The organism is Erythrobacter fulvus (assembly GCF_028595285.1).
Lineage (GTDB): Bacteria > Pseudomonadota > Alphaproteobacteria > Sphingomonadales > Sphingomonadaceae > Erythrobacter > Erythrobacter fulvus.
Window position 1 is genome coordinate 68,767 of sequence record NZ_JAQQXQ010000004.1, and the last position, 12,561, is coordinate 81,327.

The 12,561-nt window shown below is 64.8% G+C and carries 11 protein-coding genes; 2 read left to right on the forward strand and 9 right to left on the reverse strand.

Annotated elements, in window-relative coordinates; genetic code table 11:
• Positions 1-114: 114 nt before the first annotated feature.
• On the forward strand, positions 115-2,829 hold the full coding sequence (locus OIK40_RS06270) for a TonB-dependent receptor domain-containing protein (RefSeq protein WP_273677101.1): 2,715 nt from the start codon (positions 115-117) through the stop codon (positions 2,827-2,829).
• A gap of 79 nt (positions 2,830-2,908) precedes the next feature.
• On the opposite strand, the gene OIK40_RS06275 is transcribed toward OIK40_RS06270, so the two are convergent.
• From OIK40_RS06275 to OIK40_RS06315, 9 genes are all read right to left on the reverse strand, one after another.
• Entirely contained in the window at positions 2,909-3,232 is a 324-nt protein-coding gene (locus tag OIK40_RS06275; protein ID WP_273677102.1) for a hypothetical protein, read from the reverse strand.
• A 139-nt stretch (positions 3,233-3,371) separates the two neighbouring features.
• On the reverse strand, positions 3,372-4,046 hold the full coding sequence (locus tag OIK40_RS06280; RefSeq protein ID WP_273677104.1) for a response regulator transcription factor: 675 nt from the start codon (positions 4,044-4,046) through the stop codon (positions 3,372-3,374).
• Positions 4,047-4,174: 128 nt separating this feature from the next.
• A complete protein-coding gene (locus OIK40_RS06285; protein ID WP_273677105.1) occupies positions 4,175-5,194 on the reverse strand; it encodes an aldo/keto reductase in 1,020 nt (339 codons plus the stop codon).
• Positions 5,195-5,204: 10 nt separating this feature from the next.
• Positions 5,205-5,945: an SDR family NAD(P)-dependent oxidoreductase gene (locus OIK40_RS06290; RefSeq protein ID WP_273677106.1), complete on the reverse strand. Its 741-nt coding sequence runs from the start codon at positions 5,943-5,945 to the stop codon at positions 5,205-5,207.
• Positions 5,946-5,959: 14 nt separating this feature from the next.
• Positions 5,960-7,102: an acyl-CoA dehydrogenase family protein gene (locus OIK40_RS06295; RefSeq protein WP_273677108.1), complete on the reverse strand. Its 1,143-nt coding sequence runs from the start codon at positions 7,100-7,102 to the stop codon at positions 5,960-5,962.
• 110 nt (positions 7,103-7,212) lie between these two features.
• Complete coding sequence (locus tag OIK40_RS06300) at positions 7,213-7,581, reverse strand: hypothetical protein (RefSeq protein ID WP_273677110.1); 369 nt, start codon at positions 7,579-7,581, stop codon at positions 7,213-7,215.
• Between the two features lie 76 nt (positions 7,582-7,657).
• Positions 7,658-8,473 (reverse strand): ferredoxin--NADP reductase, encoded by an 816-nt coding sequence (locus OIK40_RS06305; protein WP_273677112.1) that lies wholly within the window; start codon positions 8,471-8,473, stop codon positions 7,658-7,660.
• A 160-nt stretch (positions 8,474-8,633) separates the two neighbouring features.
• Positions 8,634-9,683, reverse strand: coding sequence for a Fe(3+) ABC transporter substrate-binding protein (locus tag OIK40_RS06310; RefSeq protein ID WP_273677114.1), 1,050 nt, complete (start codon positions 9,681-9,683; stop codon positions 8,634-8,636).
• A gap of 63 nt (positions 9,684-9,746) precedes the next feature.
• Complete coding sequence (locus OIK40_RS06315; RefSeq protein WP_273677115.1) at positions 9,747-10,766, reverse strand: ABC transporter ATP-binding protein; 1,020 nt, start codon at positions 10,764-10,766, stop codon at positions 9,747-9,749.
• Positions 10,767-10,801: 35 nt separating this feature from the next.
• Between OIK40_RS06315 and OIK40_RS06320 the strand changes: the two genes are divergently transcribed.
• Complete coding sequence (locus OIK40_RS06320; RefSeq protein ID WP_273677116.1) at positions 10,802-12,478, forward strand: ABC transporter permease; 1,677 nt, start codon at positions 10,802-10,804, stop codon at positions 12,476-12,478.
• Positions 12,479-12,561 lie beyond the last annotated feature (83 nt).

Genomic DNA, 12,561 nt, shown 5'->3' on the forward strand with positions numbered 1-12,561 from the left:
GTCTTTCGTACCCGTGGGAGGCGCCGCATTTTGCGCGCGCCTCCCGCTTTCGTTCTGACCGGGCGTCACGGCCCGCATTTCTCCCAAGGCCTATTCATGAAGGGGTCTCACATTATGTCGACCGGCAAGCGCCTGGCAGGGCTGCTGCTTCTCACCACGTCGCTTTCCTTCCCCGCGCTCGCACAGGCCCAGTCGGCCGATCCGCAGAGCGAGGACGAACTGACGGCACAGGTCGAGGAGACCCAGCCCGAAGAGCAGATCGAGGAAACCGATATCTCGATCCCCGGCGGCGGCATCATCGTCACCGGACGGCGCAACCGCAATCCCGAACGCGCATCGACCCAGGTGCTGAGCGTGCTGTCCGAAGCCGACATTGCCCGCACCGGCGAAGGCGATATCGCCGGCGCGCTGGGCCGGGTCAGCGGCCTTTCGCTGGTGGGCGACGGACGCGTGTTCGTGCGCGGTCTGGGCGACCGCTACTCGCTCGCGCTGCTCAACGGCCTGCCGCTTCCCAGCCCCGAACCGCTCAGCCGCGTGGTGCCGCTCGACATCTTCCCGACCAGCGTGATTTCCTCCTCGCTGGTGCAGAAGACCTATTCGGCCAACTTCCCCGGCGAATTCGGCGGCGGGGTGATCAACCTCACCACCAAGGCCGTGCCGACGGAGAACTTCCTCACCGTCAGCATCAGCGGCGGCGGCGATACCGAAACCACGTTTGAAAACGGCCTGACCTATTTCGGCAGCCGCTGGGACACCTTCGGCTTCGACAACGGCAACCGCGATATCCCGTCGAACCTGCAAGCCTTCTTCGACAGCGGCGAGCGCGCCGACGCGCTTACGCCCGAAGTCAGCGGCGCGATTGCGGGACAGCTGTTCCCGACCAATCTTGTCACCCTGCAGAAGAACGACCAGCTGCCGATCAACTTCAGCGCCAACATCACCGGCGGCCTGTCGTTCGAACTGGGCGACGACACCTATCTGGGCATCGTCGCGACCGCAGGGATCAGCAATTCGTGGCGCAATCGCTCGGTGCTCAACCAGGTCGGCAACGCGGACCTGAGCCAGGTGTTCGAAACCACCAACACCTTCATCACCGACAATAACGTGCTGGTGAACGGGATGCTGGGCGTGGGCCTCGACATCGGCGAACACACCATCCGCTGGACCAACCTCTACATCCGCGACACGCTCAAGACCGCGCGTCTGGGCGAGCGGACCGATATCCAGCTGGGCGACAGCGGGTTCGACTTCCTGCAGCAGCAGACCGCATGGTTCGAACGCCAGCTGATCGACAGCCAGCTGGTGACCGAGCTCGATTTCGGCGCGCTCGATGTCGATCTGCGCGGCGGCTATGCCCGCACCGACCGCGAGGCACCGTTCAACTCGACCTTCGAATATGTCCGCACCAACAACCCGGGCGACCCGTTCGGCAACCAGTTCCTCGTCAATATCGGCGGCTTCGTGGGTCAGGCCTCGCGCCCGATCGTCGAGTTCGACGATCTGAAGGAAGAACAATACTTCGCCGGGATCGACCTGTCCTACGAACTGCTGGACAATCTCGATGTCACGGTCGGCTATGCCTATCACGACACCGATCGCCGTTCGTCCAGCCGCGCCTTCCTGCCGCTGGTGAGCTGCGGACCGATCTGCGAATTCCTTTCGCCCGAAGGTGCCAACTCGCTGATCCAGGCAATCGGCCTGCGTCGCCCCGGCGACATCATCAACGGCGCGACCGTGGCGGGTTTCAACGTCTCGATCTTCGAACGTTCGCCCTTCCCGGTGTTCGACGCCGCGCTGACGGTGCATGCGGGCTACGGCCAGCTGCGCTGGGCGCCGCTCGATACGCTCACAGTCGAAGCCGGCGTGCGTTACGAGGACGGCAACCAGACAGTCGCGCTTGACCAGACGGTTTTCAGCACGCCGATCGCGGGCGCGACCCCGACCGATATCGCCAATGACTACTTCCTGCCCGGCGGCACGATCACGTGGGAAGCGATGGACGACCTGCAGCTGCGTCTGTCGGCTTCCAAGACCATCGCCCGCCCGCAGTTCCGCGAGCTGGTGGAACAGCTCTATTTCGATCCGGAATCGAACCGCCGCTACATCGGTAACCCGTTCCTGCAGGACAGCACGCTGTTCAACCTCGAAGGGCGCGCCGAATATTACCTTGGCGGCAAGAACAAGGTCAGCCTTGCCGGCTTCTACAAGAAGATCGACAACCCGATCGAAAACTTCCTGATCTTCGTTCCGGGCGAGTTCCGCACCAGCTTCGCCAACGCACCCGCGGCGGAGCTTTACGGGGCCGAGCTCGACGCGGCTTATGCCTTCGACCTGTATAACTGGGGCGGTTTCTTCGAGACGAAGGAACTGCTGGTGATGGCCAACTACACCTATGCCCAGTCGAGCATTTCGGTGACGGCGGGCGATATCGCCCCGGTGCCGGGCAGCCCCGAACAGGATGCCAGCCTGCTGTTCGACAACGGCGCGCCGCTGGTGGGCCAGTCGGACCACGTGGCGAACTTCTCGATCGGTCTGGAAGATACCGACAAGGTGCAGCAGTTCACCTTCCTGTTCAACTATGCGAGCGAGCGCGTGACCCTGCGCGGCGGGCCGCTGCCCGACGTGGTCGAGGATCCGGGCCTGACGGTCGATTTCGTCGCCCGTTCGGAAGTGAAGCTGGGCGGCACCCCGCTGGAGCTGAGCTTCGAGGTGCGCAATATCTTCGGCCGCGACAATTTCGAATTCCAGGAATTCAACGGCAACCGGATCGAAATCAACACCTTCCAGGTCGGCACCGCGTTCAATTTCGGAGTAAAGGCGAGCTTCTGACCGCCCGCGACCTTGCGCTGAAAATAGGAAAAGGCCGCTCCTTTCGGAGCGGCCTTTTCTTTTGCGGCTCGCGCCGTGCCTAGTTCTGGTTGACGGTGGCGGTGTTGCCGTTGCCGCTCTGCTCGATGGTCGAGACGTGGCCGGACTGTGTCTCGCCGTCGTCGGTCTGCGTCACGATGGCCGTGTTCGAGGACCCGGTCTGATCGATCTCCGAGTTCTCGCCGGTGCCGGTGCCCCCGGTCCCGTTCTGGGTGACGGTGGCGGTGTTGCCGCTTTCGAGCTGCGTCGTGGTCGCGGTCGCATTCGAGCCGTTCTGCGTGATGGTGCTCTGGTTCTGCGCAAAGGCAGGCGTGGCGACGGCCAGCGCAAGTGCGCTCGCACCCAGCGGCGTTAGTTTCTTCATGCTATTCCCCCCAATGCCGTCGACTCCAGCGCCGACCTGCCGAGGTTAGTTAACATAATACTGACGATTGGCAAACTGTCGTTGCCGTGCCGCAAGCCTCCTTGTGGCGCGGTTGCGGCGCGGGCCCGGCCTAGCCCCCTCAATTCAGGTCGAACACATAGCCCATCGAACGCACGGTGCGCAGCGGGTTGCCGCCGCCGGCTGATTTGATCGCGCGGCGCAAGCGGCCGATCCACACGTCGACGGTGCGTTCGTCAATCGGGGGTTCGCGCTTGCCCAGGCCGCTGATCAGATCCTCGCGGGTCAACACGCGGTTGGGGTTTTCGGCGAAGAAGCGCAGCAGGCGGAATTCGTTGGGACGCAGCGGGATCGGCTCGCCGTTCCAGCGCGCCTGAAGCGCGGCCATGTCGATGCTCAGCGCGCCTGCGTCGAAACGCTGCGTGGCGTGGCGTTCAACGCCGCGGGCCTGCAACGCCAGCACCCGGTCGAGCACCGCGGTGCGGGTCAGCGGGCCGACCACGTAATCATCCGCTCCGGCGCGCAATGCGCGGCGGCGATCCTCGGCATCGTCCTCTTCCAGCACCATCGTGACATGGGCATCGGCGGTGCGCGCGTCGGCGCGCAACCGGCGGCACATCTCCAGCCCGGCCAGATCGTCCATCACCCAGTCGACAAACGCCCACATCGGCCCTTCGACCAGCCGTCTCGGCCCGTCGGGGCCCAGCCGGTCAAACGTGAAACGACGCTGGTCGTGGACGAAATCATCGAGGCTTTCGCCCAATTCGCCGGTAAGGAAGATATTGATAACGTCCATGTGTGCCCCGCATGGTTGCAGGGCCGGATTGGCCGCGCTGTGTGACGCGCTTATGACTGAATTTCAATTGTATGTAACAAAGTCACGTATTTGTTTGAGACAGACCTCCCGCCCCACCAGCGCGACCCCTACAACAGGCTCACCTGATCCATCGCGGGCATGGGCATCCCCATCCCGGTCGGCCATTTGGGGCGATAGGGCGCTTCGAGCGCGGCCACTTCATCCGCCGACAACACGATGTCGAGCGCCGCCACAGCCGCCTCGATATGCTGCACCTTGGTCGCGCCGATGATCGGCGCGGCGACCTGCGGCTTGGTGAAGTGCCAGGCCAGTGCGAGGCTCGCCATCGCCACCCCGCGCGCCTTGGCCAGCTGTTCGAGCGTCGCGATAGTGGCGCGGTCGGCCTCGTCCTCGGCCTTATACAGCGCCTTGCCGACCACGTCGGTCTCGCTGCGGATCGTGCTTTCCCCCCACGGCCGCGTCAGCCGCCCGCGGGCAAGCGGGCTCCACGGGATCACGCCCACGCCCTGATCGGCGCACAGGGGCAGCATTTCGCGCTCCTCCTCGCGGTAAAGCAGGTTGAGCTGGTTCTGCATGGAAATGAACTGCGTCCAGCCGTTTGCGCGCGCGGCCTCCTGCGCCTTGGCGAATTGCCATGCATACATTGAGGACGCACCGATATGCCGTGCCTTGCCTGCCTTCACGATGTCGTGCAGCGCCTCCATCGTTTCCTCTATGGGCGTGTGATCGTCCCAGCGGTGGATCTGGAACAGGTCGACATGATCCATGCCGAGCCGCGTCAGGCTGTCGTCGATCGCCTGCATCAGCGCCTTGCGCGACAATCCGCCGCAATTGGGGGCATTGCGCCACACGCCGAAAGCCTTGGTGGCCACTACGATTTCATCACGCCGGGCCATTTCGCGCAACAGCTTGCCGGTGATCTCCTCCGACGTGCCGCCCGAATAGATATTGGCGGTGTCGAAGAAATTGATCCCCGCCTCCAGAGCCTGCCGGAAAAACGGGCGCGCGGCGTCCTCGTCCAGCAGCCAGTCGCCGTGCCAGCCTTTGGAGGTGTCGCCATAGGACATGCAGCCGAGGCACAGGCGCGAGATGGTGAGGCCCGAGCGACCAAGGCGGGTGAATTGCATCATGTGTTCCTCAGGACAGAGTAAGACCGCCGTCGACCACCAACGTCTGTCCGGTGATGTAGGCTGACAGCGGCGAAGCAAGGAACAGCGCCGCGCCCGCCATGTCCTCCGGCGTGCCCATGCGGCGCAGCGGAATCTTGCGCAAGGATGCCTCCAGCCGTTCGGGGTGTTCGGTGGTTACGCTGGTCAGCTTGGTCGGCACCAGTCCGGGCGCGATGCCGTTGACGCGGATGCCGTCGCGCGCCCAGGCCTCGCCCAGCGTCTTGGTCAGGCTCGCTGCGCCCGCCTTTGATGCGGCGTAGGCGGGCGTGCCGATGGTCGATTTGAACGCGGCGACGCTGGATACGATGATGATCGCACCCTTGGCTTGGGCAAGCGCGGGATGGAAGGCACGGGCGGCATCCATTACCGAATTGAGATTGATATCGACGACCTGATCCCACCCTTCACGGGTGAATTCCTGCCGGCCGTATCGCACCGTGCCCTGACACAGAACCAGCACATCGACCGCGCCCAGATCGCCCGCCAGCCGGTCAGCCGCCGAGCGATCGGTGAGATCAAGCTGGCGGTAATCGAGGCCGGTGAAGTCGCTGTCCTCGGCCTCGAGATAGTCCCCGGCATCAGGCCGGGTGCCGGTGACGGTCACCTGCGCTCCGCGTTGGCGGAAGCCGTGAGCGATGCCATTGCCGATCCCGCTCGACCCGCCGATGACGAGCACGCGTTTGCCGGTGAAGTCGAGCGGTTCGGTCATGTCCGGATACTCCCTCAGATCGAGCGGCTGATTACTTCCTTCATGATCTCGTTGGTGCCGCCGAAAATGCGGGTGACGCGCGCGTCGCGCCAAAGCCGCGCGATGGCATATTCGTTCATGTAGCCCGCCCCGCCGTGGAGTTGCAGCGCGACGTCGCAGCATTCCCATTGCAGATCGGTGTGCCACAGCTTGGCCGCGCTCGCCTCGTCGGTGGTGAGCTCGCCCGCGAGGTGCTTCTTGATCGCCCAGTCGAGATGCGCCCAGCCGACCTGGATCTTCGCCTTGAGGTCCGCGAGCGTGAACTTGGTGTTCTGGAATTCGAACACGCTCTTGCCGAAAGCCTTACGCTCCTTGGTGAACTTCACCGCTTCATCGAACGCGCGCTGCGCCGCCGCCTGCGCGCCGACCGCGATGCTGAGGCGTTCCTGCGGCAGTTCCTCCATCAGGTGCACAAAGCCCATGCCTTCCGCGCCGAGGATATTGGTCATCGGCACGCGGCAGTCGTTGAAGAACAGTTCCGACGTGTCGGCCGAATGCTGGCCGATCTTGTCGAGATTGCGCCCGCGCTCGAAACCGGGGGTGTCGGCATCGACCAGCACGAGGCTGATGCCCTTCGCGCCCTTGTCCGGATCGGTTTTGGCCACCACGATCACGCAATCGGCGTTCTGGCCGTTGGTGATATAGGTTTTCGAGCCATTGATGACGAGATGGTTGCCGTCCTTCTTGGCGGTGGTGCGGATGCCCTGAAGATCCGAACCCGCGCCCGGTTCGGTCATGGCGATGGCGGTGATGATGTCGCCGCTGACCATGCCGGGCAGATATTTCTCGCGCTGTTCGGGGGTGCCGAGCCGTTCGAAATAGCTGGCGGTGATATCATTCTGGAGCGTGAAGCCCGCCGAGGAGCCGAGGTAGGAGATTTCCTCTGTCAGCACGCAGTTGAAGCCGAAATCGAGGCCGAGGCCACCATTCTCCTCCTTCACCGTCATACACAGCATGCCCGCTTCGCCCACGGCCTTCCACACATCGCGCGGGACGATGCCGTTGGCTTCGTGTTCGTCCATGTGCGGGGCGAGGTGTTCGGCAAACACCTTGCGGACGGTGTCGCGGAAGGCCTCGTGGTCTTCGTTATAGGCGGTGCGATAGGCTGTTGCGAGCATGGGGGTGTCTCTCCGGCAAAAAGGTTTCTCTTTGCCACGATACAAACCGCGCCCGGACGGCTTTGTAAAGCGCGAAGGTGACAGTGGGCAGGCGCCCTTGCCGGAGCCGGTCAGCTACGGTTGCAGAGCACCAGCACGCGCAGCACTTCGCCGCCATTGGTGAAGACCGGCGTCGCCTGGCCGGTCGGCAGATCCTTTAGGATCGCATTCAGCTCTGTCGGCATCTGGTCGGCCCGGACATAGGCGTTGCGCGTGACCTGCGCATCAAGCTCCGCGGCAAGCTTCACCGCTTGATCGCAAGACCGGATCGCTTCGGTGCGGGTCTTGAATTCCTCGGGCGCGACCTCGGCCGATTTCACCGACAGCTGCACGAGATTGTAATTGGGACGCGGCGACATCCGCTCCTGCTGGGCGGATGCACCGGTGGCAGCGATCGCAGCGGTGGTGACGGCAAGAGCGCCAAAGACGTGTTTCTGCATGGCCTTCCCCTTCACCGTCAAAGGTGAAGCGGCCAAGCTGAACCTGCGGTGAAGTCGGGCCGAAGCGCCGCCGGGGTTACCCCACGAAGGCGCGTTCGATCACGAACTGCCCAGGCTTGTTGTTCGCGCCTTCCTCGAAGCCGCGCTTTTCCAAGTCAGCCGCATGGTCCTTGATCATCGCCATGCTCCCGCACAGCATCACACGGTCTTCTTCGGGCACGAAGCGCTGCGGGCCCTTGGACTGTTCGAACAGCCGGCCATCATCGATCAGCGCCTGAATGCGGCCCTGCGTGCGGAAGGGTTCGCGCGTCACGGTGGGGACGTAGATCATCCGTGCACGGTCTTCATCCTCAAGCAGCGGATCGCCCTCAAGCTTGCTCTCGAGCAGCTCGCGATAGGCCAGTTCGGCGACGTTGCGCACCGAATGTACGACGATCACTTCCTCGAACATCTGGTAGACTTCGGGATCGCGCACCAGAGACATGAAGGGGGCAAGGCCGGTGCCGGTCGAAAGCATGAACAGCCGCTTGCCTGGCAGCAGCGCATCGGTGACGAGCGTGCCGGTCGGCTTCTTGCCGAGATAGATCGGATCGCCCGGCTGGATATATTGCAGGCGCGATGTCAGCGGGCCGTCCTGCACCTTGATCGAAAGGAACTCCAGTTCCTCGGCATAGCTGGGCGAGGCGACCGAATAGGCGCGCAACAGCGGCTTGCCGTTGTCGCCCGGCAGGCCGATCATCACGAATTCGCCCGAACGGAAGCGGAAGGACGCAGGGCGCGTCATCTTAAGGCTGAACAGCCCTTCGCACCAGTGGTGGACTTCGGTGATGGTCTCGATCGAAAGCGCCGCGCTTTCGGTGAACTGGTCGCGGTCGATGATGGGCTGGTTCAAAACGGGCCTCGAAACTGGGATCTGCGCCGCCCCACGGGCAGCAGGATACGGGGGCGCAAATGGACGACAAGCGCGCCCCCTTCAAGACAGTTTAGTGATAAGGGGTGAAAGCGGGCCTTGATGTGGCGCAAATCGCGCACCCGCTTTCACATCCGAAGTGTCAGTTCCAGCCGGCCCGGTCGAAGATCCTCACCGCTTCGGCCTGGCCCTTGCCGATCTCGGCAGCGTTGAGCGTATCGGCCTTGAACGTGCCGAGCTGTTCCACCGCCGAATTGGCCGTCAGCCCCACGGCCGCCGGATATTCGTTGTTGCCATCGGCGAAGTAGCGCTGGGCGCTGGTCGAGGTGAGATATTCGAGGAACTTCACCGCATTCTCGCGGTTGGGCGAGGTCTTCACCACCCCCGCGCCAGAGATATTGACGTGGGTGCCTGCGGCGTCTTGATCGGGGAAGATCACGCCCACCGCGTCGAAGATCTTGCGCTCGCTCGCCCCGCCCGCCGCGTAGCGCGCAAGGTAATAGGTGTTGACCAGCGAGATGCGGCACTGGCCCGCAGCCACCGCCTCGATCATCGAGGTGTCGTTGCCTTGCGGTGCCTGCTTGAAATTGGCGACCACGCCCTTGGCCCACTTTTCCGCCTCGCCTGCGCCCTTATGGGCGATGATGCTGGAAAGCAGCGAGATGTTGTAGATGTTCGAGGAGGAGCGCATGCAGATCTGCCCCTTGAACTTCGGGTCGGCCAGATCGGCATAGTGGCTGAGGCCTTCGGGCTTTCCGGCGGCCTTGTTGTAGATAATGATTCGCGCCCGGGTGGACAGGCCGAACCACAGCCCGTCGGGATGGCGCAGGTGCGCGGGGATACGTTCGTTCAGCACCGGCGAATCGACCGGAGCAAAGACGCCCGCTTCCTCGGCCCGCCACAGCCGCCCGGCATCGACCGTCACGAGAATGTCGGCGGGGCTGAATTCGCCTTCGGACTGGATCCGCTCGATCAGCGCGTCGGCATCGGCCTCGATCCGGTTCACCTTGATCCCCGTCTGGCGCGTAAAGTCTTCATAAAGCGCCAGATCGGTGTCGTAATGGCGCGAGGAATAAAGGTTGACCTCACCGGTGATTTCCGGCGCGGCGGCATCATCCGCCGGGTTTTCCGAACAGGCCGACAGCCCGCCAAGAGCGGCACAGGCGACAAGGCCGAGGATCAGTTTCTTCATGAGAGAGGGCTTTCCGTTACAAGTTGCGAATGACTTGCAATATTATTTTACCCGACGCAACCCCTAACGCCGCGCAAACACCCTTACACTTCCGGCCTGCGGCATGGCCCGGTAACGTTGGCCTGCATTGACCGGTTTTTCGGTTTCGGCGGTGATTTCGGTGCCGTCGGGCGCCACCAGCACAACCCGCACGCCTTTGCCCTGCGCATGGCAATCGCGCACCCGCAGGCCTTGCGGATCGGGCGCAAGGTCGAGCGCGTCGGCATGCACCAGCAAATCCAGATCTGTCGCATCGGGCAACGGCCCCAATGCGCAATCGACCGGCCACAGCCCGAAAGCCGTGACGAAGCCGCCTTCGCCGCGCCGCGCCGCAACCACCTGCGCACCGCCGAACATCGCCCCCACGGCTGCGCTGGCAGGGGCATCGTGCAATTCCTGCGGGCTGGCGAACTGGACGATCCTTCCGGCCTCCATCACCGCGATCCGGTCGGCAATGTCGAGCGCCTCGGCAGGATCGTGGGTCACCAGCACCGTGGTCGCCCCGCGTTCGCGCAGGATGATGCGGCAATCGCGCCGCAGCTTGCGCCGCAGCACGATGTCGACGCTGGCGAAGGGTTCGTCCATCAACAGCACCCGCGGCCCCGGCGCCATCGCCCGCGCGAGCGCCGCGCGCTGTTGCTGCCCGCCCGACAATTCATGCGGATAGCGGGTGCCCAGCCCCGCCAGCCCGACCTGCGCCAGCCAGCTTTCAACCTCGCCGTGGCGCGCCTTCGGCAGGCCGAAGGCGATATTGGCGGCGATCGTCATATGCGGGAACAGCGCGCCGTCCTGGAATACAAGGCCCACGGGCCGCGCCTCGGGCGGCGGGCTGCTGCCCGCATCGGCCAGCACGTCCCCGCCCAGCAGGATGCTGCCCTGTTGCAGCCGCAGCATCCCTGCGGCAAGGGCAAGCAGAGTTGACTTCCCGCAACCCGACGCGCCAAGCAGGCACGTGATCTCTCCCGCGGGCGCGGTGAAGCTGACATCCTCCAGCGCCCGGACCTGGCCGTAAACATGGGCAATATGACGAAATTCGAGGCTCAAATCCTGATCCTGCCCGTGGCTGTGGGGGTTTGCCGGTGAGCCGCATTAGGCAATTTGCCAGCCGGGAAGCAAGCGCGCCCGCAGCCGCGCGGACAAGCGGGGGCGCGCCGTGGAGCTTTGCCGCGCTCGCCATCGCCGCGCTGGCGGGCTTGCCAATCGCCGCGATCCTGGTGGAAAGCGCCAGCGGCGGGATCGCGGCGCTGGTTCACCTCGCACGCACGGTGCTGGGGGAATATGTCCTCAATACCGGCCTGTTGATGCTGCTGGCGGGCGGTTTTGCCGCTGTGGTGGGCACCGGCTGCGCATGGCTGATCGCCGCCACCGACGTTCCCGGTCGCCGGGTGCTGGGCTGGGCGCTGGTGCTGCCGCTGGCGGTGCCGGCCTATATCGCGGCCTATATCTATGCTGACATGCTCGACTTTGCCGGGCCGGTGCAGAACGCGTTGCGCAGCCTCACCGGCTGGGGCCCGGATGATTATGCCTTCCCCGAAATCCGTTCGCTGGGCGGGGGCGCCCTGGTGCTGGGGCTGGTGCTGTTTCCCTACGTCTATCTGCTCGCGCGCACGGCCTTCGCCACGCAGAGCCTGACCCAGTTCCGCGCCGCGCGCAGCCTTGGCGCCGCACCGTCGCGCGCGTTCTGGCAGGTTGCCCTGCCCGCTGCGCGTCCGGCCATCGCAGGCGGGCTTGCGCTGGTGCTGATGGAGGTACTCGCGGATTTTGGCGTCGCCGAGTATTTCGCGATTCCCACCTTTTCGACCGGTATCTTCCGCAGCTGGCTGGCAATGGGCGACAAGGCATCCGCGCTCAAGCTCGCGGCGGTGATGCTGGTCTTCGTGGTCGCGCTGGTCGCGTGGGAGGCCGCCACACGGCAAGGCCGCAGCGACAGCCGCGACGGGCTGGCCCTGCGCGCATCGGAGCCAATGGTGGCACTGTCTCCCATGGGCAAGGCGCTGGCCTTCCTCGCGTGCCTGGCCCCGGTGCTGTTCGGCTTCCTTATCCCGGCGGGCTATCTCGGCACAATGGCGCTGAGCGACGCCGCGCAGGCCGCGGCGGGCGATCTTGCCACCTATGCCGCCGACAGCCTGTGGCTCGGCCTTGCCGCCAGCAGCCTGTGCCTTGTCGCAGCCTTGCTACTTGCCTTTGCCCGCGCACGATCGGCCTCGCGGCTGACGGCGGGCGCGATCCGGCTCGGCACGCTCGGCTATGCCCTGCCCGGTGCGCTGCTGGCGGTCGGCCTGCTGGCCCCGCTCGGCAGCCTCGACCAGAGCCTGACGCGGTTTGCCCGCGATTCGCTGGGATGGAGCGGCGGGCTGCTGCTGACGGGCACCTCCGCGATCCTTGTCTATGCGCTGTCGGTGCGGTTCCTGACGGTTGCCTACAACAGCGTCGGCGGGGGCCTGTCGCGCATTCCGCCCGCGCTCGATTCGGCAGCGCGATCGCTGGGCGCGGGGCCGGCGCGGGTGCTGGCGCGGATCTATGCGCCGCTGCTCGCCCCCAGCCTTGCAGGTGCGGCGGCGCTGGTGTTCATCGACACCCTGCGCGAACTGCCCGCAACGCTGATCCTGCGGCCCTTCAACCTCGAAACCCTCGCCACCCGCACCTATCGCCTCGCCAGCGACGAACGGCTCGTGGAAGCATCGATCCCCGCGCTGATCCTGCTCGCCGCGGGACTGCTGCCGGTGCTGCTGCTCAACCGGCTCGGCAAGCGTTAGCGCGAGTGTAAAGCGCTCTGGACGGCGCATCTGTCCAACTTGCCGCTTGTCCCGCCGCGCAGGCGCGTTACAACGTCAGGGAA

Bases quoted from the DNA above. Each gene is read 5' to 3' on its own strand.
- OIK40_RS06270 (WP_273677101.1), top strand. From the start codon at position 115: ATGTCGACCGGCAAGCGCCTGGCAGGGCTGCTGCTTCTCACCACGTCG.
- OIK40_RS06275 (WP_273677102.1), bottom strand. From the start codon at position 3,232: ATGAAGAAACTAACGCCGCTGGGTGCGAGCGCACTTGCGCTGGCCGTC.
- OIK40_RS06280 (WP_273677104.1), bottom strand. From the start codon at position 4,046: ATGGACGTTATCAATATCTTCCTTACCGGCGAATTGGGCGAAAGCCTC.
- OIK40_RS06285 (WP_273677105.1), bottom strand. From the start codon at position 5,194: ATGCAATTCACCCGCCTTGGTCGCTCGGGCCTCACCATCTCGCGCCTG.
- OIK40_RS06290 (WP_273677106.1), bottom strand. From the start codon at position 5,945: ATGACCGAACCGCTCGACTTCACCGGCAAACGCGTGCTCGTCATCGGC.
- OIK40_RS06295 (WP_273677108.1), bottom strand. From the start codon at position 7,102: ATGCTCGCAACAGCCTATCGCACCGCCTATAACGAAGACCACGAGGCC.
- OIK40_RS06300 (WP_273677110.1), bottom strand. From the start codon at position 7,581: ATGCAGAAACACGTCTTTGGCGCTCTTGCCGTCACCACCGCTGCGATC.
- OIK40_RS06310 (WP_273677114.1), bottom strand. From the start codon at position 9,683: ATGAAGAAACTGATCCTCGGCCTTGTCGCCTGTGCCGCTCTTGGCGGG.